Raw genomic sequence first — 20,591 nt, forward strand, 5'->3', positions numbered from 1 at the left:
CCGCGACGCCTCAACGAACACGAGGGTCGCTGCCTGGGCGTGAGCGTGGTCGACTTGAGCCCGCGGGCCGGGACCTGAAGACGTCTCGACGATCCCAAGCCGTGAAGGTCGATGAACCTGAACAGGAAAGCGGTTCGCAAAACATAAAGTGCGGCATGGATTGCGGAAGGCCGGCGAGCGTGGGGAACCGGGTTTCGACCGGGAGGAAGCATCCCTTCTAGGCCAGCGGAAGCCGCCATCCGGCGCCCTCCACTCCATTCCTTCACGGGTCATCGGATCAAGACGACGTTGGCGGCCTTCCTCCGCTCCTCCGGCGCCGGGGAGAGCGATGCGTTTACCGTCCACGTGACGCCTTTCAGCGGGTCGCGCTGCACGCCCGAGTCTCGAACCTTCACCGCCAGACCCGAACGACCGTCCCTGCTGCCCTCCGACGAAGCAACCAGACCGCAGCACTGCTCCTCTGGAGCGAGGCGATTCAGCAGGCGGCTTGATTCTCAGGCCGCCTGCTGAGCTACTCCGCTTCGCTGAGGTTAAGTTGCCAGAACTAAGCTGTGCAACCTGCTGTTCGCCTACGAACTCGACCGACGGCTGAGGACAGCGGGACGCGGGGGTATCACTGTGAACGCCTTTGATCCTGGGGCGGTGCCGGGCACCGGTCTCACGCGCGAGTATCCACCGCTGCTGAGGCTCGTGCTCACCTGGCCGCCGCTGCTCCGGCGGCTGGGTGTGCGCGTCGAAAACGGCGTCACCTCGGGAGCGGACATGGCCCGCCTGATCCTCGCTCCCGAATTGGAGGGGGTCTCAGGCCAGTATTTCCAGGGAATACAGCAGGTCCGGTCGTCGAGGGCCTCGTACGAGGCTTCCAAGGCCCTCGACCTGTGGCAGACCAGCATGGAGCTGGTCGGACTTGACCCGCGGCCGTCGATGCTGGTGGCCTCCTCCTGACCGTCAAGGTCGCTGAGTTCGTCGTTTGCCGCTTTCAACGCTGTGCAGGACGCTCTTTTCCCTTACTGACGCTCTTTTCCCTTACCAAGGTGGATGGATCTTGTCGTCTCCCCCACGAGTCCGCAAGGCGGTGACGCGTGCGGCGAAGATCAGGCGTTTTGCCGCTCCCGCAGGGTCTCTGGCCATAACGCGAACTGCCAGCCGCGTCCTTCTGGGTCCCGGTCGTCCTCGTTGCCCCGCGCGAGCGTACGGGGGTAGCGCCTCCAGTCCCCGCCCATCACGGCGGCTTCATGACCGTCCCGGGCCAGGCGTGAGAGGACGTGTTCCTTCAGGTCCCGCCCAACCTGCGCGAACTCCGGCCTTCCGGCGAGGTTCTCCGTTTCGCTCAGGGTACTGCTGTGATTGAGCAGGATTTCGAGGTCGTCCGCGGCGCTGTAAATGTACTTGTGCCGCTCGTTCATGGACAGGTACAGGCCCAACGGCCCGTGCTGGAACTGGCCAGTCAGCACCTCGCGCACGCGGCCCACCTCGCCGTGCAGCAGGGGCAGCAGGTTCACGCCGTCGGGCGAGAGCGGGGCGGAGTCCACTCCGGCCGCGCTCAGGAGCGTGGGGGGAAGGTCGGCCAGGCCCACCAGGGCGTGCGTCTCGGTGCCCGCCGGAAGCTGGCCGGGCCAGCGCACGACCAGGGGAATGCGCGCCGCTGCGTCGTGGAAGCCGCGCTTGCCGTATGCGCCGTGGTCGCCGAGGTATTCCCCGTGGTCGGCCATGAACACCACCAGGGTGTCCTCGGCGAGGCCGAGTTCGTCGAGGGTGCGAAGAATCTCGCCCACCCAGGCGTCGATAAAGGAGACGCAGGCGGCGTAGTACGCCCGGATGGTCCGTACGTGTTGCAGGTCGAAGTCGGGCCGGGTCCACTTGAAGCGGTGCTGACGTTTGATGAAGATGGTGTCCCAGGCGCGCTCGCGCTCATGCTGCACGGGGTCGGGCATGTCGAGCGGCGAGTACAGCCGGGACCACGGGGCGGGCGGATCGAAGGGCGGGTGCGGCTTGATGAAGGAGGTGAAGCACACGAACGGCTCGTCGCTTCCGGCCCGCTCGCGCAGGAATTCCACCGTCTTGCGGCCCGTCCAGGCGGTCGTGTGCAGGTGCTCGGGGAGTTGCGAGGGCTGCGGCACGTAATACAGCTCATGCCGCAGGCCGTGGGGTTCCTCCACGTGCCCGAAGCCCGCCGCGAACAGGTCCTGGAGAAACTCGTCCTCCTCGACGCTCCCCGGAATCTCCTCCGACAGCCACAGGCGCCGGAAGCCGTGCCCCTCGCGCACGGGCTCGAAGTGCATCTTGCCGATGGCCTGGGTGAAGTACCCGGCGTCCGCGAGCAGGCGCGGGAAGGTCGGGACGCCCGGGCGCAGGGGCGTGTAGTTGTCGAAGACCCCATTGCGGTGCGGGAGCTGCCCGGTCAGGAACACCGCGCGGGCGGGCACGCACACGGGCGACTCGGTGTACGCCTTGCGGAGCGACACGCCCTCGCGCACCAGCCGGTCGAGGTGCGGCGTCTGGAGGACCGGGTGGCCGTGCGCCCCGATCATGTCGTGGCGCATCTGGTCCGCCATCAGGATCAGGATGTTGGGGCGTTTCAGGGGAGTTCCGCCGCTCACGACTTCACCGCCCCCGCCACACCCTCGACGAAGGCGCGCTGGAACAGCACGAACACCAGGATCACCGGGAGCAGGCAGAGGGTGGCCGCCGCCGCGAGCGCCGTCCAGTCCACCGGGTTCTCGCCGAAGAACGAGTAGATGCCCACGCCCAGGGTCCGCAGTTCCGGCCGGGTGAAGGTCAGCACGAGCGGCAGCAGGAAGGCGTTCCAACTGGAGATGAACTCCAGGATGGCGACGGTGGCGATGATGGGCCGCGCCAGGGGCAGCATGACGTACAGGAACATCTGGAAGATGTTGGTGCCGTCCACCAGTGCGGCCTCCTCCAGCTCGCGCGGCAGGCTGGCGAAGTACGCGGTGAACATGAACACGTACAGGACGAAGCCGGTGCCCGTGAGGGCGAGCGTCACCCCGCCCAGGGTGTTGTTCAGCCCCAGCCGGCCCACCAGGTCGTAGATCGGGATGACGGTGTACCCCTGCGGCAGGAAGAGCGTCGCGCCGAGCAGGGCCAGCAGCGGCAGGCGCCCGGGGAAGGTGCGGCGCCCCAGCGCGAAGCCCGCCAGCGCCGTCACCAGCGTGACGATCACGACCGTGGACAGCGAGACCACCAGCGAGTTCAGGAAGTAGCGCGAGAAGTTGCCGAGTTCCCAGGCGCGCTGGAGGTTCTCCAGGGTGGGCGTGGCCGAGAAGAGCGCGAGCGGGGCGCGCTGCGCTTCCACGGCGGGCCGGAAGGTGGAGGCCAGCATCCACACGAAGGGCGAGACCCACAGCAGCAGCACTGCGATGAAGGAGACGTGCAGCAGGAGTCGCCAGGGGTTGAAGGGGCGGGGCACACGGCCCACCCGGCGCGGAATGGTCGCGGTCGTGGTCATAACACCCTCTCCCGGCGGCGCGCGGCCCGGGTGGCGAGCGCCTGCACGGCGATGATCGCCAGGTTGGTCACGCCGAAGATCACCCCGGCGGCGGAGGCGTACCCGAAGCGCGGCACCCCGAGTTCGGCGCTGAAGGCGAGGCGGTAGATGTAAGTACTCACCACGTCGGTGGAGTACAGCGGCCCGCCCGCCGTCATCACCCGCACGAGGTCGAAGACGTTCAGGCTTTGCAACAGGGCCAGCACCAGGATCGTGAGCGCGACCGGGCGCAGCAGCGGCAGGGTCACGAAGCGCAGAATCTGCGTGCCCGTCGCCCCGTCGAGCCGCGCGGCCTCGTACAGCTCGGCGGGGACGCTCTGCAACCCGGCCAGCCAGTAGATCATCTTGATCCCGAAGGTCTTCCAGATGCCGATGGCGATCAGGGTGGGCAGCGCGAGCGACACCGTGCCCAGGAAGTTGACCGGCCGGTCCACCAGCCCGCTCCCCAGCAGGGCGGTATTCACCGCGCCGCCGATGGGGGAGAGCATCACCGCGAGGACCACCCCGACGACAGCGGTGGTCGTCACGACGGGCAGGAAGAAGAGGGTGCGGTAGACGGTGCGTCCGCGCAGGGTGGGGTCGTTCAGCGCGACGGCCACCAGCAGGGCCAGCGGCACCTGGAGGATCACGACGCCCAGGGTGTACTTCCAGGTGTTGCCGAAGGCCTTCCAGAAGAGGCCGTCCCCGGTCACCTCGCGGTAGTTCCCCATGCCCACGAACTGCTGGGGCCAGCCGAGGCCGTCCCAGTTGAAGAGAGAGAAGTACAGGCTCGCCAGGGTGGGCCACAGCACGAAGCCCAGGTACAGCAGCACCATCGGCGCCAGGAAGAGGTAGCACCACCCCACGCCGCGCGGGTCGAGGAAGGGCCGCTTCCGGCGCGCGGGGCCAGGACGCGCCGCGCGGTCGAGGGAGGCGTTCGTCATGGCCCGCGCCTCACTTGCAGGCGGGCAGGCCGCGGTAGTCGGCGAGGGTGAAGTTCTTGCGGGCGTTGTAGTTCGGGAAGATCAGCAGCTCGCGGCAGACCTTGGCCCCGTCCGCCCGGGCGGTGGCGATGGCCTTGTCCAGGGCCGCGTTGTACGCCGCGTCGTAGCGCGCCGCGAGGTCCGCGTAGTTGCCCTGCCCCTGGATCGCGGCCTTCTGGATGTCGATCAGGCTGGGCTGCGGCGCGACGAAGGCGGCCTGCACGGCGGACCAGTCTGGGCTCCGCAGCAGCGGGTCGGGGCGCAGCACCCCTTCAACGTCGAACACCGCGTTGAGGGGGGCCGCGACCGGGTTGGCGGCGTTGATCTGCCGCTGCGAGAGCCGCACGGCCGGGATGAAGCCCCCAAGCTGCCCCTGGTTGGCCCGTAGGACCTTCTGCGCCACGTCCGCGTTGTACAGGTAGTCGAGGAGTTTCCAAGCCTCGTTAGGGTATTTCGTCTTGGCGGTGATCCCCAGGAAGCCCAGGGCCGGTTCGTACGGCAGCCTGGTGGTCGCGGCGGCCGTCGAACTGGGCACCGGCGCCAGGCCGAAGTCGTTCAGGCCGAGCTTGAAGTCGTTCACGAGGGCGGCCACCTGGGCGGGCTTGGCGAGCATCATGGCGATCTGGCCGCGCCCAAAGCCTGCGGGCAGGTCGTAGTTCGCCTCCCAACCGGGCACGATAGACCTGTCCGTCAGGTTCATCTGGCGCAGCACGTCGACGGCGGCGGCCATCGCGGGGTGCTCGGCGTTGTAGCGGCCCGCCGTGTAGTCGAGCGCGCCCGTGTGGTCGCCGACGAAGCCGCCGCGGGCCGCCAGGAAGGTCACGCGGGGGTCGCCCGTCTCCAGGCCCAGGCCGTAGTACCGCCCCTTGCCGGTGTCGGTGAGCTTCTTCGCGTAGCTGCGCAGCTCGGCCCAGGAGCGCGGCGGGCGGGTGAGCCCGGCCTCCTGGAACATCTTCTTGTTGTACACGAGGACGGCCAGGCCGCTCGTGCCGGGACGCTGCATGGGGAGCGAGTAGCGCTTGCCGTTCACCGTCGTGAGGCTGTTCTCGACCGCTCCCTTGGGGTAGCGCGTGATCACCCCAGCGGTCACGTACCGGTCGATGGGCAGCAGCCAGCCCTGATCGACCCACTTGGCGAGCGGGAGCGCGAGGTTGAAGAAGTTCCCCTGCGCGCGCAGCACGTCAGGCTGGTTGCCGCTGCGGAAGGCGAGCTGCACTGCGTTGAGGTACTGGGGCGTGCCGATGGTCTGCACCCTCACGTCGATGTTCGGGTTCGCCTTCTCGAAGTCCCGCATCAGCGTCTCGAAAAAGGCTTGCTCGGCGCTCGTCCCGTTCGTCCAGAAGTTTAGGGTGACCTTTTGCGCCAGGGCGGGCGAACCCGCCAGGGCAGCGAGGGCGAGCGTCAGGATGGGTCGTCTCATAGGAACCTCCGGGGGGCGCCGCCCGGCGCGTTCCACATCTGTCCGGGCGAATGGAGTCGGGGAAGCGGCCGAACGCCGGGCCATTGAGCATCTGCAGGTGCCGGAAAGTTGGGGACCCACCAGGAAGGCGGGCGTGCCGGGTGACGGCCCGCTGGAACAGTCGGGGAACCCGAAGCTGTCCTCCTGGAACTCCCGGTGATCACGACTCTGCCTGCTCTGGGAAACGGGCTCCTGACCACGAGACTCCTTGGGTGAAGGGGTTGAGGGCGAACGGCACGGCGATGTCAGTCTGAATTGGATCGTTAAAACTTTTGACGAGCGGGAGGTGGCCAGCAGAAGGAGAATCAGGCGGACTGACGGACGACGAGCCGAGTGGGGAGGACCCGGTGGGTGACCGACTTCACCTCACCCGCGACGGCATTGAGCAGCAGTTGCACCGCGGCGCGGGCCATATCCTGCACCGGCAGGTCCACGGTCGTGAGGGCCGGGTGCAGGTAACGGGCGAAGTCGAGGTCACCGAAGCCGGTCACCGCGAGGTCATGGGGCAGCCGCAGTCCCAGCGCGCGTGCGGCGTGCAGGGCCCCCAGAGCCATGCGGTCGTTGGCGGCGACCACCGCGTCCGGGGGTTCGGGCAGCTCGAAAAGCTGCCGGAGCGCCGCTGCGCCGCTGGCGTACCCCCAGTCGCCTGCGACGACGTACCCCTCCTCCACGTCCAGGCCGCATTCCCGCATCCCGGCGTGATAGCCCGTCAGCCGGGACTGTGCCCCACGGTTGAGGGGCTGCGGCGGCCCGCCCACGAACGCGATGCGCTGGCGGCCCCGGCCGTGAACATGCCGGACGGCAGCGCGAACACCCTCGGCGTAGGTGGCCGCGACGTAGGGCAGCCCGCTCTCCGGCGCGTCGCGGTCGAGCAGCACCACCGGGTGCGGCCAGGCGGCGAGGAGACCCAGCACGTCGTCCGGCAGGTCGGATGCGAGCAACACCGCGCCGTCGATGCGCCGCTGGGTGAACATCGCTTCCAGCACGCGCAACTCGCCGGGCTCGCCTGACAGGAGCGTGTGAATCAGCAGGTCATGCTTGGCGGCGCGGGCGGCTGTGCTGATCGAGGCCTGGACGAGCGCGGCGTAAGGGTCCGGCTCGGGCTCCGGGGTGCGCTGGTACAGGATGCACGCGAGCGTGCGCGTGTGCGACCTGCGCAGGGAACGCGCCGCGAAGTTCGGTTCATAGCCGAGCTGCTCAATGACCTCCTCGACCCGGGCACGTGTGGAAGGCTTGACCAGCAGGCTTTTGTTCAAGACGTTGGAGACCGTCTGCGGCGAGACCCCCGCGCCCTCCGCAACTTGTTTCAAGGTAACCGCCATCATCCTCCCTCCCGCTGGTACCCCCAGACGCTTGTTGGATCGTTGAGATTGTAACGTTAAAATGACTGTAGGCTTCCCGGCCCATCCTGTCAAGGGAAGGCCAGCGGCAGCTGTGCTGCCCCTGCTGGGGGAGCCATGTCGGATACGGGTTCTGGCAACTTCACGCCGGTAGGTCGTTGAGCGGTGACTGACCGGAAGCCCTACCGCCACCGTTTTCCCCTGAGCGTCATCGGCGACGCTCTCCGGCTCTCTCACCGCTTCCCCCTCAGCCAGCGGGACGTACAGGAACTGCTTCACGAGCGCGGTGTTCAGATTAGCCATGAGACCTTGCGACAGTGGAACATCCCATTCGCGCCGCTCCTCACCGAGGAACTGCGCCACCGAGAACCCGAGCGGGGTTCTCGGTGGCCTCTGGACGAGGTGTGCGTCAAGGTCGGTGGGGTAGGGCATGGGTTGTGGCGGGCGGTCAACGAACACGGAGACGTGCTGGATATCCTCCTTCAGGAAGACCGCGACACCGAGGCAGCCAAGTCCTTTTTTGTGCGCCTGCTCCACCAGTACGACGTGCCGGAGGTCATTCATACCGACAAGTTGTGGAGCGACAGTGCGGCCATCTGGAAACTTCACGTGCTCCACCTCGTGGAGCACGTCCAGGTCGCCTCGGCTCTACGGTGTAACAACCTGATCGAACAGTCGCACCGCCCCACCCGACAGCACGAACGGCAACAACTGGGCTTGGGGCGACGACGACGGACTCAGGACTTCCTCGCCCTCCACGCCCGAGTCTCGAATCTTCACCAGCACACCCGAACCACCCTGCCCGCCCAAAAGCGACGAAGCTACCTGACGGGTGCGCTGCACGTCTGGAATCAGGTCGTGCAGTGGGCAGCCTGACGTTCAGGTAGTCCGTCGGTAACGTCGGCTTGCACCTCGTTCACTTGCCAGAACCCTCGGCAGCATCAATGGGAGCTGAGTAAACCTGGCTGCGAGGACCTGATAGCGACCCAGGTTCCCGACGAGGGGGCAGGCTCGCCTACCCCACCAGGGCGGACCAGGTGGCCGGGCCCACCACACCGTCGACGGTCACGCCGCGGGCCGTCTGGAAGCGCTTGACAGCAGCGTCGGTGCCCGGTCCGAAGGCGCCGTCGACGGTCAGGCCCTCACCGGCTCCCACGTTGAGCTGACGCTGCACGGCCCGCACCGCGTCCCCGCTCTTGCCCAGCCGGACAGTGACGATCAGGCGCTCCCAGGTCTGTGGCCCCACAATGCCGTCGCTGGTGATGCCCACGCCCGTCTGAAAGGCCCGGACCGCCATGTCGGTCGCGGGGCCGAAGTCACCGTCCGACACGACATTTTGGCCGCGTGCCCGCAACAGGTATTGCACGCTCCAGGTGGCCTCGTTCCGGTCGCCCTGTCGCACCAGCGGCCAGGGGCGTGCCGCCTCGCCGAGCGCGGCGGCCACGTCGCGTCGCAACCGGGGGAGCAGCGCGTAGAGCCCGTCGCCCGGGCAGGTCGTGTCCACGAAGTCGCGGTGTCCGTAGATCGAGGTGCTGGGAATGGCGTACTGCTGGCAGATGTAGGCGCAGAGTTTGACGAGCTGGTTGTACAGGGCCGTTGGCGGGGTGGTCGAGGTGTAGGTGCCCTCGTTCTCGATCCCGATGGACACGTCGTTGAAGCCCTCGCACTGGGCGCCGCGCACATGCTGGCGCCCGCCCTGCACCGCCTCGATGCTGCGGTGACGGCCCTCCGTGACGTACCCGCCCCGGCTGATCGTGAACTGCTGACCGCTGTCAATCCAGCCCCGGGCAAAATGCGACTGCTGGATGGAGCGCGCCAGGCGGTAGGCCTGGGTCTGGGAGAGGTCGGTCGTGTTGGGGCTGGCGGTGTGGTGGACGATCACCATCCGGGGACGGCTACTCAGCAGGGTGATCGCCTCGGTCGGCGCGCTGGCACCCCAGGCCGCGCAACTCGCCACCGGGGGAAAGGTCGCCAGCGTCTGCACGGTGTTGGGGGGCACCTCCCCGTCGGGCAGCCGGGGGCTGACACCGCAACTCGCCAGCAGCAGGCCCAGCCCGGCCCCCAAACCGTACTTCATCACGTTGCGCCGGGACACGGCCGGGGCACCGAACGGGGAAGTGACAGCCGGGCGGCTCTCGCACTCAGAACACATAGAACTCCTTGAGGGAAAAAGGGTGGGGACCGGAGGGCAGGGCCGCCCGGGGCGGGGCCGGCTCAGGGCAGGTCACTGTAACTGACGACCACGTACCCGTTTTGCAGGGAGCCCAGGCCGAGCCGGCGCGCGGCGGCCGGGCTGAGGTCGATGCCCGCCGGGTTGCCGACGACGCGGCCGAACTCGTCGCGCCCGCCGTTGTAGTTGTTCAGGTACGCCGCCTGCGCCTCGGGCACGCAACTCCCCGCCGAGGCGAACTTGCGCCGCGCGGAACTCCAGTAGTTGTCGTTCTCGTTCCAGGGACCGACCTCGTACACCTTCAACCCGCCCACGACCGTCGTGCCGCGCGTGATCTGCACGGTGTACGGCGGGCTCTTGTAGGGGCTGGTCCAGCCGCGGTTGGCGAACTTAAGGTACTTGTCGGGCAGGGCCACCTGCTCGCTCGGCGTGCCCGCCTCTTGTTGAAACTGGGTGGCGTACACCCGGCAGGACCCGCCGCCGCCGTTCGACGAGCCGACAAGTTCACGCCAGGTGTTGGGTCCGACGATGCCGTCGGCTGTCAGGCCGCGCGACTGCTGGAAACTCACCACCGCCGACTTCGTCTGCGGCCCGAACTGCCCGTCCGCCGTGACCCCCAACTCCTTTTGCACCGCCTTGACCGCCTCCCCGGTGCTGCCCTCGCGCACGGTGATGACCAGCGCGGTCCAGGTCTGCTCGCCGACGATGCCGTCGGCGCTCAGGCCCCTGGACTGCTGGAAGCTGCGCACGGCGGCCTCGGTCTGGGAACCGAACTGGCCGTCGACGCCGACCGAGTGGCCGTGGGCCAGCAGCAGGTGTTGCAGGCTGGTCACGCTCTGGCCGCTCGACCCTACCCGCAACACCGGCCAGCTCACCGCCTGGGGGCTGACCATTCCCGTGTCCGCCGACGAGGACCGGGCCTGCTGGCGGGCCCACGCCGCGCGGACCCAGGCCCGAAAGGTGTCGTAGCGGTCGCCGAGCAGGGCGCGCACCCCGGCGTCGGTGGTGTCCACCACCCGCTGGAGTTGCAGGTTCTGCTGCGAGACGGCCTGGGGGGCGATTTGGCCTTCCGCGGCTTGCCGGCGGTATTGGGCGCGCAGGGCGGCCTCGCCCTCCTGCTCACGCTGGGCGAGGTTCAGCAGTTGCTCCCGCTCGGCCTCCGAAAGACCCAGCACGGCGAAGAGGTCGCGCACCTCGGCCGCCAGGGTCTCGTCCTGGGTGAGCAGCAGGAAGCCGAGCACGGGTTTCTGGCCCCAGGGGTCGAAGCTGGGTGCGGCGGCGGCGGGAGCGGCGCCGGAGGAGGGGCCTTGCGCCGACGGGGTGCCCGAGTTGGAGCAGCCCGCCAGCAGCGAGGCGCCGAGAACGGAAAGGAGGAGTGAGCGTCGCAGCATGTCAGTCTCCTGAAGTGGGTTGGAGAAGAAGTGTCCAATGTCCGCCGCGGCCCGGTGGCAGACAGGACACCGGGCCGCGGGTCACGCTGGGGCCGGAAAGGCCCGGAAAGCCCGGACCTTCCCGGAAGGGCTCAGCGCGGCCAGCCGCAGTGGACGTGGGTGCTGTGACCGGCGCTGCCGGGGCCCAGTACCTCGTCGGCGCCCGCGTTCCGGCAGGCCTGCATGAAGTTGCGGAAATAGGGGTTGCTGGAACTCACCCGCACGCCGTTGATGGTATCCACGTCGAAGGCCAGGCCCGCGTAGTGCCGCGAGTTGCTACTGTGCGACCCCCCCGCGATGGCCGTCGAGCGGTAACTGTAGACCCCGGCGGTGGACAGCATGCCGCGCAGCATCCGGGTGTCGAGGTACACCGAGCCGCCCGGCGCGTTGTCGTAGCTGCTGCGCTTGGCGGGGCGGCCCGCCGCGGTATCCACGATGTTGCTGCGGGCGTCCGCCCCGTCGTTCACGCCCGAGACCTGAACCGTGTAGAGGCTGATCCGGCCGTTGTTCAGAATCTGCTGCGCCAGGGTCGCCCGGTCACTCGTGGTGACCGTCCCCGAGCCGACAAGTTCACGCCAGGTGTTGGGTCCGACGATGCCGTCGGCTGTCAGGCCGCGTGACTGCTGGAAACTCACCACCGCCGACTTCGTCTGCGGCCCGAACTGCCCGTCCGCCGTGACCCCCAACTCCTTTTGCACCGCCTTGACCGCCTCCCCGGTGCTGCCCTCGCGCACGGTGATGACCAGCGCGGTCCAGGTCTGCTCGCCGACGATGCCGTCGGCGCTCAGGCCCCTGGACTGCTGGAAGCTGCGCACGGCGGCCTCGGTCTGGGAACCGAACTGGCCGTCGACGCCGACCGAGTGGCCGTGGGCCAGCAGCAGGTGTTGCAGGCTGGTCACGCTCTGGCCGCTCGACCCTACCCGCAACACCGGCCAGCTCACCGCCTGGGCGGTCAGGCTGGCCCCGTCCTGGGGAGCGGCCACTTCGGCATCCGTGCTGGCCTGCGCCGTATTTGCCCCCGAGCTCACCTGCGTGGACCCGCAGCTCACCATCATCAGCGCCGAAAGTCCCACCAGCCACCATTTCTGTTGTCGCATCGTCTTCCCCCCGGAAGGCTCCCCGGCAAAATCTTCCGCGCGTCCGGGAACCGAGAACGCGGGCAAACGGACTTCTGAACGAACCGTCGGCCGGAACACGCACTTTTTCCCCAGCGTGCCCCGCGGCGGTCTAGGCACGGTGGCCCGGACTCACACGGGTCAGCCTAAGCGCAGGTATCCTCGGCAGCGTCCTTACACCTGTCCTGAGACCCGTCCCACTTTCGTCTGCTTCCCGTCGAAGAGGCTTCGGAGGTGGTGGACGCCTTCCGGGTCGCTGTGCCAGCACCGGCACCGACCTGGCCGGAACCACCACCTCCCGAGGAGGACCATGCGCTTACCCCCTTCTTCTCCCCGCGTGCGCCTGTTCGGCCCGCCCCGCGCCGAGTGCGGAGCCCAGGTCACGCACCTGACCTCCCTCAAGGAGGTCGCCCTGCTGGGCCTGCTGGCCGTGGGGCGCGCCGAACAGACCCGCGAATCGCTGCTCGCCCTGCTGTGGCCCGACAGCTCCCCCGCCGCCGCCCGCAAGAACCTGCGCAACGCGCTGTGGTCGCTGCGCCGCCTGCTGGGTGAGGACGCCCTGAAAACGCGCGGCGACCACCTGACCCTCGCCCAGGACCTGTGGGTGGACGCCCGTCACTTCGAGGCTGCCGGTCGCCTGCTGCGCCTGGACGACGGACACGGACACCCGGCGCCGGGCGAGGGCGGGGAGGCCGCCCTGGAGCAGGTGCTCGAGCTGCATACGGGGCCCTTTCTGGAGGGAATCCCGGTCCCCGAGGAGGGCGAGTTCGACGCCTGGCTGCGCACGCAGCGCGACCGCCTGGGCCACGTCTACCTGGAGGCGCTGACGCGAGCGGTGCAGCACGCGGCGGCGCGGGGCGCTTGGGCGCAGATTCCCTCCCTGGCCGGGCGGGCGCTCGCCCAAGACCCGCTGCTCGAACCGCTGCACGGAGCGCTGATGGAGGCCTACGTCCACCTAGGGCAGCGGGGGGAGGCGCTGCGGCAGTTCGGGCGGCTGCGCGAGACCCTGGCGCGCGAGTTCGGCCTGGAGCCCTCGCCCGCCATTCTGGCGCTGCATGCCCGCATCGTGGCGGGGGACCTGGGCGGCCTGGCGCCTGCGGTTGGGAGCGCCCCCCGGGCAGCGGGACCGGAGCCCCTGCGGCTGATCAACCTACTGCCGCTCGACAGCTCGCAGCGCTTTTTCGGGCGGGAGCGTGAGCGGGCCGAACTCGCGCGGCTTTTGAGGGAGCGCCCGCGGCTGCTGGGCGTGTACGGGCGGGGCGGCGTCGGCAAGACCGCGTTGGTGTGCCGGGCGCTCCTGGACCTTCAGGCGGCGCCGGAGTCCTTTCCCTACGCCGGTGTCGTCTCGCTGGGCCCCACCACGACGGGCGTGGACTGGGCGCGCGTCGTGGGTGACCTGGGCCGCCTGCTTCCCGAGCCCGCCCGCGCCGCCCTGCTGCGCGACACCCACCAGCCCGGCCAGGCGCCCGGGCAACTGGCCCACGCCCTGCTGGACCACCTGCGCGGCGGGCGCTTCCTGCTGCTGCTCGACGAGGCCGAGCGGCTGCTCGATCCCGTCTCGGGGGAGGTGGCCGACCGCGAGTTGCGGGCGCTGCTGACAACCGTGTTGCGCCAGGGAGGACCGCTGACGGTGCTGCACAGCAGCCGCGCGCCGTGGCCCATCCCCGTCGCCTGGGCGAGCTGGGAGCGCAGCCTGCACCTGACCGCAGGCCTGAGCGTGGCTGAGGGCGCTGCCCTGCTGCGCGCCTGCGACCCCGACGGTCATGCAGGGCTGCGCGAGGCCGGGGACGACCAGCTCGCGCCCATCGTGCGTGGGGCCGCCGGCTTTCCGCGGGCGCTGGAGGCGGTCGCGGGCTTGCTGCTCGAACGCCCGCTGCTGCGCCTAGAGGATCTGTGTGGGGCCCCCGAGCGCTTTCTGGGAGAGGCTACCGGGCTGGTCGTTGAGCAGGTGCTGGGGCAGTTGCCACCCGAACTGCTGCGGGTGCTGGAGGGGCTGGCGCTGCTGGGCCGCCCGGTGCCGCGCGCCGCGCTCGCCTCCGTGCTGCGTCCTTATGTGGCCGAGGAGACGCTCGATAACCTCTTGCAGCGCCTGGTCCGCTCCCACCTCGTGCAGTACGATCGCTCCGTAGAGATCTTTTCCCTGCACACCCTGGACCGGGACTACGCCTACCGCCGCATTCCCACCCAGGGGAACGAGACGGCCTCGGCCGGGCCCCCCTACACCCGCCGCGCCCTGCACCTGCGCGCGGCAGCCTACCACCGCTCAGTTGCGCCCACCCCCGAACTCGCCGCCCCCGACGACGCCGAGAACCGCCTGCGGGAATTCGAGCATCTGCTGGCGGCCGGGGAGGGCGACCGGGCCGCGGCGGTGCTGCTCACGCTCGGCCCATCCCTGACCCACTGGGGCCAGCTCTCGCGCCTGGCCGGGCTACACGCGGCGCTCCACGGCCACGTCGCCGACCCTGAATTGACGCAGGGACACCTCGTCGCCCAGGGCCGGGCCCTGCGCGCCCTGGGCCGGGCGGGCGAAGCGGCGGTCCACCTGCGCGACGCCGCGGGGCTGGCCCACGCCGCGGCCGACACCCAGGGCGAGATTGACGCCCTGCTCGAACTCGCCTCCACCCTCTATCAACTGGGCCGCCGGGAGCAGTGGCAGGCCGTCACCACCCAGGCCCTGACCGCCGCCCAGGCCCTGAGTGACCGGGCGCGGCGGGCGGCGGCGCTCAAGGGGCTGGGCAACCTCTGCCTGAGCGGCGGTGACCTGGGGCGGGCACGTGACATCTACCGGGAGGCGTTGGAGGAGACCCGGGCCGTAGGCGACCGAACGCTGGAGGGCGCGTTGCTGTACAACCTGGGCCTGGTGCACGCCGAACTCTGGGATCTGGACCCCGCCCTCTCACTGCTGCGGGCCGCCCTGCACCTGGGCGGCGCGGGCCCCAATCCGGCCGCCGAGGCCGCCACACTCGGCACGCTGGGGTCGGTGCTCGCCGGGCAGGGAGATTTGGCCGGTGCTTTCTACCACACCCAGCGCGCCCTGGAGATTCAGCGCGCGCGCGGCGACCGCTACGGCGAGTGCTGGAATCTGGGCAACCTGGGCATCTGGGAACTGCTGGGGGGCAATGCCCGGCAGGCCGTGGCGGAACTGCGCGCTGCCGTGGCCCTCGCACGGGAGATCGGCGCCGAGTCCCTGGTGGCCTTTAAGGGCGTCTTCCTGGCCGCCGCGCTGCTGCTCGACGGGGAGGACGAGGAGGCGCTACAGGTGGCACAGAAGGTTCGCACCATCGACGAGCCCACCAACAACGACAGCGCGGCCCTGCTCCATGGCCTCGCGCTTGCCCGCGCCGACAGGAGCGCAGAAGCCCGCGAGGCTTTTGAGGCTGCCTGTGACTTCGCGGGGGCACGCCTGGCCCTCACGCCGGGACTGTACAGCGCTGTCGCCATACGGGGCCTGGCCGAGGCGGGGCTGGTCGTCGTCGCTGGCGGAGCTCCCGAACAGGCCGCCTGTAGCCTACGGGCGGCCCACGCCGCCTGCGCCCCGGGGCTGCTGCTGTACGGACAGCAACTGCTTGGCCTGCTCACCCAGTTGCCCGACGGAACGCGCCTCGCCGTCCTGAGCCGCACCTTTTTGCCGCCCACCTTCGCCGCCTCCCCGGGCTGAGGGCCAGTTGCAAGGCTCGTGGACTCGAAAGCCGAACGGGGTGGGAGTACCTGGATTTTGAGGTTCTTCCGTGATCTCAATGCAGCTCGGTTGTGGCAAGTTGTCAGCTTCGAAGAAAAGAAGCCTACGAGCCCTGGCGAGGCAGGTGGCCTGAAGATCAGGCCACCTGCTGCACGGTTTCTTGCGACGTCTTAAAGGCGACTTTGCGGTGATGGCAACGGTGGCAATCGGGTACGGTGGAACGGGCAGGGTGATGAAGATTGGTCGTTCAGGCATGCAACTCTAGGAAGCCTTGCGCCCGTTTTCGTGACCTAAAGCCTAGCTGTTGTCGCTCTTGTCGCCGTGTCGGTCGATGGGATTGTTCGACCAGATTGTTACAGCGAGCTGTGGAGACCACCTGGACGTGCTCCACAACGTGGAGCACGTGAAGCGCGCGCAGGGCAGCACCATAACTCCAGAGCTGGTCGGTGTGAATGACTTCCGGCACGTCGTATTCCCCCAGTAGCCGGTAGAAGAACAACTTGGCGGCCTCGGTATCCCGGTGCTCCTGCAAGAAAACATCCAGCACAGCTCCGTGTTCATCGACGGCCCATCAGAGCCAATGTTTGACGCCGCCCACGTCCACACACATCTCGTCGAGGTGCCACCGGGAACCCCGCCGGGGTTTCCGGTGACGGAGGCCCTGCGCGAAGAGGTCACTGAACTTGATGCACCACGTCCGAATGGACTCGCGGAGGAGTGGCGTCCTCATGGGCGTCCGTTCACGACGAGGGGTCACCGCAATGCCCCGTTCCAGCAGCAACTCTTCGACATCCCGGTAGCTGAGCGTGAAGCGGTGATAGAGCAGGGGCGGCGTACCCAATGACTGCGAGGGGAAACCGGTAGCCAGCAAGCTTCTGACCGCTCAGCACCACGTCACCCTACCTCAACAACTTGCCACAACCTTCGGCGGTCAGAACGAGCGTTGCAAATGGACTTGATCTCCCTGATCCCTGTGTCAGGAGCGGCCGGAACCCAAGTTGTCAGCGCCGTGCCCATCACCGCATGGTCATGCCGCCGTTGACGTCGAGGTACACGCCGGTCACGAAGCTCGCCGCATCCGAGGCCAGCATCACGATGGCTCCGGCCACGTCCTCCGGCGTGGCAATGCGCCGCAGTGGCGTCATCTGACGCATCCGCGCCATCAGGCCAGGCCCTCCGTCTTGCCCCTGATCCCCGCTCCACATCGACGCGCTGGCTTCAGTCTGTACCAGTCCCGGAGCCACGGCGTTCACGCGAATGCCGTGCGGCCCCAGCTCGTTCGCCAGCGTCCGTGTCAGGGCGTCCACCGCCGCCTTGCCGCTGGAGTGGCCCGCCATGCCCTCCTGGGCCCTGCGCGACAACTGACTGCTGACGTTGATGATGGTGCCCGCGCCCCGCTTCATCATGCCGCCGACCACCGCCCCCACCGGGTAGAACACGGCCTTGGTCTCACCGGTCAACAGGTCCTCGAACTCGGCCCACGACAGGTCCACGAAGGGCTTGACGGTGAACTCGCGCACGGCGTCAGCATTGCACACCAGGATGTCGATGGGTCCCAACTCCTCCTCGACCTGCCGGACCATCGCCTCCACCTCGGCCTGCTCACCGACGCTGCCGCGCACGGCCACGGCGCGTCCGCCCGCTGCCTCGATGGCGCTCACCACCTCACGGGCGCGGGCCTCGTTAGAGACGTAGTTCACGCCGACACTTGCTCCCTGAGCCGCCAGTAGCTTGGCGGTGGCGGCGCCGATGCCGCGGCTGGCCCCGGTGACCAGAGCCACCTTGCCGTGAAGGGAGAACGTCCGGTCGCCCCCGGGGGATGAAGGGGAAGTCATGGCCGGCACGATAGACCCGGGCCGCCCCACCCGTTGTCGGGCGGGTGACAGTGATGCGAGCGTAACTGTGAGCAACGGGTTCCGGCAACTTGATGACAAGCAGGCCGAGCTTCCGAAGGGGCAGCGTGACGCTCAGGCTGCCCCTTGCACCACCTCACTCCAGACCCGTAGGGCGGCCCTAAAGTAATTTTGTCGCCTTGAAGCAGGCACGGTGGTTCGGGTGTGCTGGTGAAGGTTCGAGACTCGGGCGTGCAGGGCGAGGAATTCCTGGGTGCGGCGTCGTCGCTTGAAGCTCAGATGTTGTCGTTCCTGTTGTCGTGTCGGTCGGTGTGACTGCTCGATCAGATTGTCGCAGCGCGCCGTCGAAGCGACCTGAACGTGCTCCACAGCGTGGAGCACGGGGAGTTCTCGAATGGCTGCCCCGTAACTCCAAAACTTGTCAGTATGGATGAGCTCCGGAACCTCGAACTCACTGAGCAGACGAGTGAAGAAGGTTCGGGCAGCTTGCGTATCCCGGTGTGGCTGAAGCAGGAGGTCGAGTACCATGCCATGCTCGTCGACGGCCCGCCATAACCAGTGCTTGACCCCTCCAACCGGCACGCAGACCTCGTCGAGATGCCACCGGGAACCCCGTCGGGGCTCCTGGTGACGCAGTTCCTCAGTGAGCAGGGGAGCAAATTTGATGTTCCATTGGCGCAAGGTCTCGTGGCTGACCTCGATGCCGCGCTCGAAGAGCAACTCCTGGACATCCCGCTGGCTAAGGGGGAAGCGGTGGTACAGCCACAGGGCGTAGCCGATGATGCTCAGGGGGAAACGGTGGCGGTAGGGCTTCCGGTCGGTCACAGGTCAGCAGCCTACCGAGGTTAAGTTGCCAGAACCGTCGGGTCCTAACTCCGTGTCCACGCAGCCGGGGCAAGCTCACGTCATGGCTCCCCCTTTTCAGGCCCCAGCCTACCGGGCGCCCGAACAGCGGATGCGCGAGAGGCGTGAACGGCCGTTGGTTTTCCTGCCGGGGCAGGCCTGGGCGAGATGAAGGGGAATGGTCCCGGCACTCCTCGAGGAAGCACGCAGGCCGGGGACCGTGGAGACCTCTCAGCCCAGGTAGGGCGCGAGACGGGCGTTCAGGGTGCCACGGGGCAGGGCGCCGACCCACGTCTCGGCCGGTCGGCCCTCCCGGAAGAGCATCAGGGTAGGGATGCTGCGCACCTCGTAGCGCCCTGAGACCGCTGGGTTGTGGTCCACGTCGAGCTTGACCACCTTGAGCCTGCCCGCGTGCTCGCGTGCCAGCTCCTCCAGCACGGGGGCCACCACCCGGCACGGGCCGCACCACGCCGCCCAGAAGTCCACGAGCACGGGCACGGACGCCCGGACCTCGGTGTCGAAGGTCGCGTCGGTGGCGCTCAGCAACCAGGGGAGGGGCCCGGCGCAGCGCCCGCACACCGGCACCTGACCGGGGGGTGGCGTGCCGAGGCGGTTTTTCGCCCCGCAGTTCGGGCACACGGCGACGTCACTCACCGCGCGCCTCCGGGGAAGGAGAGGAACAATCCATAGATGAGGTCCTCCAGAAGAGGGGGCTTGGCTCCGACTTCCTGCGAGAAGGATTCGTCATTCCCACGCGCCGGGACTCTGGCAGCGGGAGCGGACCGGGCGAGGGCCTCGAACACGCCGGTCAGGAGTGCCCACCCCGAGATCAGGTACAGCGGTGTCAGGACAGTTCGGGCGTCCGCGCGAAGCCGCCGCCCACCACACCCGGGAGCAGGCCACCCTCACGGCGCAGTGTCCTCCCCCCAAAGGAACTGGACGAGCCGCCGAAGCAACCCGTCCAGCCCCCTTCGACCTCAGTTGCCCGAGGTGGTGGTCGTGGTGCCGGTGCCGCCCAGGCGCGACAGGAGGACGACCGTGAAGCCGTTGTCCTCGTAGACGCGGACGCGGATGCGCTGGCCGTCCCGCTCGAAAACCGAAGCCTGCCCCTGTCCCTGGAAGGTCGAGGTCGTCCCCGCCGTTCCGGTGGTCGCAGTCGAGGTGTCGGTCGTCGCGGTGCCCGCCGTATCCGTGCCGGTCGTGCCCATCGCCGTGTCCGTTCCAGTCGTGCTGGTATCGGTGGTCCCGGTCGTCGAGGTATCGGTCGTCCCCGTGGCGGTGCCCGTCGTCGAGGTGTCGGTCGTTCCCGTGGTGCCCGTGGTCGAAGTTCCGGTAGCCGTTCCGGTCGTCCCAGTCGTTCCGGTGCCTGTCGTCCCTGTGGCGGTTCCGGTGGTCGAGGTATCTGTCGTCCCAGTCGTCCCCGTCGTGCCGGTGGTCGAAGTGCCGCTGGCCGTTCCGGTTCCGGTCGTCGAGGTGTCGGTCGTGCCCGTGGTTCCGGTGCCGGTCGTGCCGGTGGTCCCCGTCGTCCCGGTTCCGGTCGTCCCCGTCGTCGAAGTCCCAGTGGTTCCGGTGCCCGTCGTCGAGGTGTCGGTCGTCCCGGTGGTTCCGGTCGTCGAAGTCCCGGTGGCCGTGCCGGTCGTCGCGGTCCCGGTGGTGCCCGTCGTCGAGGTATCGGTCGTGCCGGTCGTCGAGGTACCCGTGACCGCGCCCGTCGTCGAGGTGTCCGTCGTGCCGGTGGCGGTGCCCGTCGTCGAAGTATCGGTCGTCCCGGTCCCGGAGGCGTCGGTTCCGGTGGTCGTACCCGCCGTGTCCGTCGCAGTCCCGCTCGCGGCGTCCGTCGTGCCGGTGGTCCCCGTGGCCGCGCCCGCCGTGGTGCCCTCCGAGCCGGGGGAGACGGCGGTGAAGCCGCCCGAGGTGAGCGCCTGGGCGTACTGGTCGAGGGCGTTCGCCACGGAGCCCTGGTAGATCACCGCGACGCCCGTGAAGGTCTGGACGCTACGGATGGGGGTGGCACCCGGCAGGTAGGGAAGTTGCAGGTCGCCCGAGGAGAGCGTGAGGGTCGTCTGCGCGGGCAGGCCCTGGGTCCCCTGCGCCGCCGTGGACGTCGTGTCCGTCTGGGCGGGGGCGGCCGTGGTATCGGTCTGGGTCGTGTCCGTCTGGGCAGTGGCGATGCCCAGGAGCAGCGCGGCCGTGAGCAGCATGTGGCGAGTCGGGTACGTCATCCTCCAACCT

Annotated in this window: 15 protein-coding genes and 2 pseudogenes; 4 read left to right on the forward strand and 13 right to left on the reverse strand. The window is 68.8% G+C overall.

The window, feature by feature from the left end:
• Window positions 1–365: 365 nt before the first annotated feature.
• Both DAETH_RS21505 and DAETH_RS21510 read left to right on the forward strand, forming a co-directional pair.
• Window positions 366–491: pseudogene (locus DAETH_RS21505) on the forward strand (IS6 family transposase); the annotation flags it as partial.
• A 151-nt stretch (window positions 492–642) separates the two neighbouring features.
• The gene (locus tag DAETH_RS21510) at window positions 643–945 is read left to right on the forward strand and encodes a Rossmann-fold NAD(P)-binding domain-containing protein (RefSeq protein WP_264778164.1); all 303 of its coding nucleotides are present in this window, start codon (window positions 643–645) and stop codon (window positions 943–945) included.
• A gap of 149 nt (window positions 946–1,094) precedes the next feature.
• On the opposite strand, the gene DAETH_RS21515 is transcribed toward DAETH_RS21510, so the two are convergent.
• The 5 genes from DAETH_RS21515 to DAETH_RS21535 all read right to left on the reverse strand — a co-directional run bounded on the left by DAETH_RS21515 (window position 1,095) and on the right by DAETH_RS21535 (window position 7,239).
• Window positions 1,095–2,600 carry a sulfatase family protein gene (locus tag DAETH_RS21515; protein WP_264778165.1) on the reverse strand — a complete coding sequence of 502 codons (1,506 nt, stop codon included), beginning with the start codon at window positions 2,598–2,600 and terminating at the stop codon, window positions 1,095–1,097.
• Window positions 2,597–3,469, reverse strand: a complete 873-nt coding sequence (locus tag DAETH_RS21520) for a carbohydrate ABC transporter permease (protein ID WP_264778166.1) — start codon at window positions 3,467–3,469, stop codon at window positions 2,597–2,599. The genes DAETH_RS21515 and DAETH_RS21520 overlap by 4 nt, the downstream gene beginning before the upstream one ends.
• A complete protein-coding gene (locus DAETH_RS21525) occupies window positions 3,466–4,431 on the reverse strand; it encodes a carbohydrate ABC transporter permease (RefSeq protein WP_264778167.1) in 966 nt (321 codons plus the stop codon). Before DAETH_RS21525 ends, DAETH_RS21520 begins: the two co-directional genes overlap by 4 nt.
• Before the next feature lie 10 nt (window positions 4,432–4,441).
• Window positions 4,442–5,890 carry an ABC transporter substrate-binding protein gene (locus tag DAETH_RS21530; protein ID WP_264778168.1) on the reverse strand — a complete coding sequence of 483 codons (1,449 nt, stop codon included), beginning with the start codon at window positions 5,888–5,890 and terminating at the stop codon, window positions 4,442–4,444.
• Between the two features lie 344 nt (window positions 5,891–6,234).
• Complete coding sequence (locus tag DAETH_RS21535; RefSeq protein ID WP_264778169.1) at window positions 6,235–7,239, reverse strand: LacI family DNA-binding transcriptional regulator; 1,005 nt, start codon at window positions 7,237–7,239, stop codon at window positions 6,235–6,237.
• Window positions 7,240–7,434: 195 nt separating this feature from the next.
• On the opposite strand from DAETH_RS21535, the gene DAETH_RS21540 reads away from it, so the two are divergent.
• On the forward strand, window positions 7,435–8,145 hold the full coding sequence (locus DAETH_RS21540) for an IS6 family transposase (RefSeq protein WP_264778170.1): 711 nt from the start codon (window positions 7,435–7,437) through the stop codon (window positions 8,143–8,145).
• Between the two features lie 139 nt (window positions 8,146–8,284).
• On the opposite strand, the gene DAETH_RS21545 is transcribed toward DAETH_RS21540, so the two are convergent.
• The 3 genes from DAETH_RS21545 to DAETH_RS21555 form a co-directional block, all read right to left on the reverse strand.
• A complete protein-coding gene (locus tag DAETH_RS21545; protein ID WP_264778171.1) occupies window positions 8,285–9,364 on the reverse strand; it encodes a peptidoglycan recognition protein family protein in 1,080 nt (359 codons plus the stop codon).
• A gap of 119 nt (window positions 9,365–9,483) precedes the next feature.
• Window positions 9,484–10,830 carry a peptidoglycan-binding protein gene (locus DAETH_RS21550; RefSeq protein WP_264778172.1) on the reverse strand — a complete coding sequence of 449 codons (1,347 nt, stop codon included), beginning with the start codon at window positions 10,828–10,830 and terminating at the stop codon, window positions 9,484–9,486.
• A gap of 131 nt (window positions 10,831–10,961) precedes the next feature.
• On the reverse strand, window positions 10,962–11,966 hold the full coding sequence (locus DAETH_RS21555) for a peptidoglycan-binding domain-containing protein (RefSeq protein ID WP_264778173.1): 1,005 nt from the start codon (window positions 11,964–11,966) through the stop codon (window positions 10,962–10,964).
• Window positions 11,967–12,294: 328 nt separating this feature from the next.
• Here DAETH_RS21555 and DAETH_RS21560 point away from each other — a divergent pair, with 328 nt between their 5' ends.
• On the forward strand, window positions 12,295–15,642 hold the full coding sequence (locus DAETH_RS21560; RefSeq protein WP_264778174.1) for a BTAD domain-containing putative transcriptional regulator: 3,348 nt from the start codon (window positions 12,295–12,297) through the stop codon (window positions 15,640–15,642).
• Between the two features lie 157 nt (window positions 15,643–15,799).
• On the opposite strand, the pseudogene DAETH_RS21565 reads toward DAETH_RS21560, so the two are convergent.
• From DAETH_RS21565 to DAETH_RS21585, 5 genes and pseudogenes are all read right to left on the reverse strand, one after another.
• Window positions 15,800–16,550, reverse strand: a pseudogene (locus DAETH_RS21565) (IS6 family transposase).
• 129 nt (window positions 16,551–16,679) lie between these two features.
• Window positions 16,680–17,498 (reverse strand): SDR family NAD(P)-dependent oxidoreductase, encoded by an 819-nt coding sequence (locus DAETH_RS21570; protein WP_264778175.1) that lies wholly within the window; start codon window positions 17,496–17,498, stop codon window positions 16,680–16,682.
• A 132-nt stretch (window positions 17,499–17,630) separates the two neighbouring features.
• A complete protein-coding gene (locus DAETH_RS21575) occupies window positions 17,631–18,341 on the reverse strand; it encodes an IS6 family transposase (protein WP_264778176.1) in 711 nt (236 codons plus the stop codon).
• A 249-nt stretch (window positions 18,342–18,590) separates the two neighbouring features.
• Complete coding sequence (gene trxA, locus DAETH_RS21580) at window positions 18,591–19,013, reverse strand: thioredoxin (protein WP_264778177.1); 423 nt, start codon at window positions 19,011–19,013, stop codon at window positions 18,591–18,593.
• Between the two features lie 323 nt (window positions 19,014–19,336).
• Complete coding sequence (locus tag DAETH_RS21585; protein ID WP_264778178.1) at window positions 19,337–20,581, reverse strand: hypothetical protein; 1,245 nt, start codon at window positions 20,579–20,581, stop codon at window positions 19,337–19,339.
• Window positions 20,582–20,591 lie beyond the last annotated feature (10 nt).

Source organism: Deinococcus aetherius (assembly GCF_025997855.1).
Classification (GTDB): Bacteria; Deinococcota; Deinococci; order Deinococcales; family Deinococcaceae; genus Deinococcus; species Deinococcus aetherius.

Coding starts and splice junctions, on each gene's coding strand:
- DAETH_RS21555 (WP_264778173.1), bottom strand. CDS start 11,966: ATGCGACAACAGAAATGGTGGCTGGTGGGACTTTCGGCGCTGATGATG.
- DAETH_RS21570 (WP_264778175.1), bottom strand. CDS start 17,498: ATGACTTCCCCTTCATCCCCCGGGGGCGACCGGACGTTCTCCCTTCAC.
- DAETH_RS21585 (WP_264778178.1), bottom strand. CDS start 20,581: ATGACGTACCCGACTCGCCACATGCTGCTCACGGCCGCGCTGCTCCTG.
- DAETH_RS21560 (WP_264778174.1), top strand. CDS start 12,295: ATGCGCTTACCCCCTTCTTCTCCCCGCGTGCGCCTGTTCGGCCCGCCC.
- DAETH_RS21550 (WP_264778172.1), bottom strand. CDS start 10,830: ATGCTGCGACGCTCACTCCTCCTTTCCGTTCTCGGCGCCTCGCTGCTG.
- DAETH_RS21530 (WP_264778168.1), bottom strand. CDS start 5,890: ATGAGACGACCCATCCTGACGCTCGCCCTCGCTGCCCTGGCGGGTTCG.
- DAETH_RS21520 (WP_264778166.1), bottom strand. CDS start 3,469: ATGACCACGACCGCGACCATTCCGCGCCGGGTGGGCCGTGTGCCCCGC.
- DAETH_RS21525 (WP_264778167.1), bottom strand. CDS start 4,431: ATGACGAACGCCTCCCTCGACCGCGCGGCGCGTCCTGGCCCCGCGCGC.